Origin of the sequence: Halobacterium bonnevillei, assembly GCF_009831555.1 — an archaeon.
Classification (GTDB): Archaea; Halobacteriota; Halobacteria; order Halobacteriales; family Halobacteriaceae; genus Halobacterium; species Halobacterium bonnevillei.
The window spans coordinates 1-1,677 of record NZ_WUUU01000311.1 but is presented as its reverse complement, the minus strand read 5'-3'; the positions used below and the strand labels follow the sequence as shown (position 1 = coordinate 1,677).

Annotated in this window: 2 protein-coding genes and 1 pseudogene; all 3 read right to left on the bottom strand. The window is 72.0% G+C overall.

The genetic code is table 11. From position 1 onward, the window contains the following. Positions 1-82: 82 nt before the first annotated feature. On the bottom strand, positions 83-580 hold the full coding sequence (locus GRX66_RS18765; protein ID WP_201293100.1) for a DUF7266 family protein: 498 nt from the start codon (positions 578-580) through the stop codon (positions 83-85). Continuing rightward, entirely contained in the window at positions 577-1,287 is a 711-nt protein-coding gene (locus tag GRX66_RS18760) for a DUF7289 family protein (RefSeq protein ID WP_159527821.1), read from the bottom strand. Before GRX66_RS18760 ends, GRX66_RS18765 begins: the two co-directional genes overlap by 4 nt. Beyond that, a pseudogene (locus tag GRX66_RS18755) lies at positions 1,284-1,677 on the bottom strand (type II secretion system F family protein); the annotation flags it as partial. The pseudogene GRX66_RS18755 and the gene GRX66_RS18760, both read right to left, overlap by 4 nt.

The window sequence follows — 1,677 nt, the reverse complement described above, 5'->3', positions numbered from 1 at the left end:
GCGACGAGCAGGAGCGCGACGACCAGCGCAGTCAGGTTCGCCTGCGCGCGCCTCGACAGTGGGGTGCTTCCCGCGTCCCGTGTCACGCCGACCCCTCCGCGAGTTCGACGACGAGGCCGCCGTCAGGGTGGGTCGTCACGCGCACGAGGCCGTCGCCGCCGGTCCAGTTCCCCCGGACGCTGCGGACGGTGTCCGGAAGGACCAGCGGCGTCCGACCCCCGACGCGTTCGCGGTCGTGAACGAGCACGAGACTGGTGCCGTTCGCCGTAACCCGGTACCTCTCACCGCGTATCGTCGCCGGCAGGCTGACCCTGCGCTCAGCGACGGTCCTGTTCACGCCGACAGCAGACGCCTGCGCCGCTGCCGGAATCGCAGCCTCGACGCTCGCGGCAGCGTGCTGGAGCGTGCGCTCGCCGACCTCGTCGCCGGCCGCGCTGCGAGCGTCCGGAACGACACCACCGTACAGCGTCGTCGTCAACACCGCGATGAACAACACGACGATGCCGGCTTCGAGGGCCTTCCCGACCGCCGGGACGACGCCGCGGTCGCTGTCAGTGTGCGGCGGCGGCGTCGCGTTCACGACAGGCTCACCTCGGTGTCGTGCACGACGAGGTACGCGGTCCGCGACCCGGGGAAGTCGGCGACGACGCTCGGGACGCCGTCCTCGTCGATGTCGCGCTCGGTGACGGTCGCGTTCATCTGCTCGAACTGTTCGCGGAGGGCTTCGGGGTGGGCGGTTTCGACTGCGACCCGGTAGCCGCCGCGGCCCAGCGACCGGCGGGCGTGCGAGACGTTCGACCGCAGCGAGTACGTCACGCCGCCAGTCGCCGTTCGCGAGACGTTCCCGCGGAGGGCGGGTACGCTCACGACGAGTACGTCGGGGTCAGCCGTCACCGCGACCGCCGTCCTGGTCTGCGCCCAGTTGTCGCCGTGTACCAGCACGGACCCCGCGAGATACGTGGCGCCGCGGGACGCCGCAGTGAACCGGAGCGCGTTCGCGTCCACCGTCGCGACGATCCCGCCGCTGTCCAGCACGCGCACCTCGCGGTCGAGCGTGTCGACACTCCCGCTCGTGAACGAGACGGTGCCGCGTCGGACGCCCGTGGTCTCCAGTGGCTGCAGTGCGGCGTCGACGTCGGCGGCGACGCGGCGGGTGTCGCTCGCCGCGGCGTGCTGGTCGACGACGGTGCCGACGCTGGCGGTGACCGCCCCGAGCGCGACGACGGTGACGCCGAGCAGAATCGCGACGCCGACGACGTTCGACTGCCCCCGACTCCTGGGACTCATACCATCCCGACCCCCGCGAAGACGGCGTACGCGAACGCGACGAGCAGCCCGGAGTGCAGGAGCGCGTCGTACAGCCCGCGGCTCGCAGCGCCCGCGAACCACCCGCAGGCGAGCATCGTCGCCTGCGTCACGAGGTAGAACCGGTAGCGGTCGCGTGCGAGGTCGACGGCGCCCGGGTCGATGGAGAGGCCCCCCGAACTTGCGGCGTCGGACACCGAGGACAGTTGCGCGAAACTGTCCAGCACCGCGGTGTTGACGGCGACCGTGATGCCGACGACGAGGACCGCCGTCGTCCAGCCGACCGCGACGTACACGAGCAACCGCGAGCGCAGTGCGCGCCGCTCGTGGTAGAGACGGCCGACCTCCGCCTGGAGCGCTTCGAAGGCGGCG

Excerpts from the sequence above, each read along its gene's own strand:
- GRX66_RS18760 (WP_159527821.1), bottom strand. The coding sequence starts at position 1,287 with ATGAGTCCCAGGAGTCGGGGGCAGTCGAACGTCGTCGGCGTCGCGATT.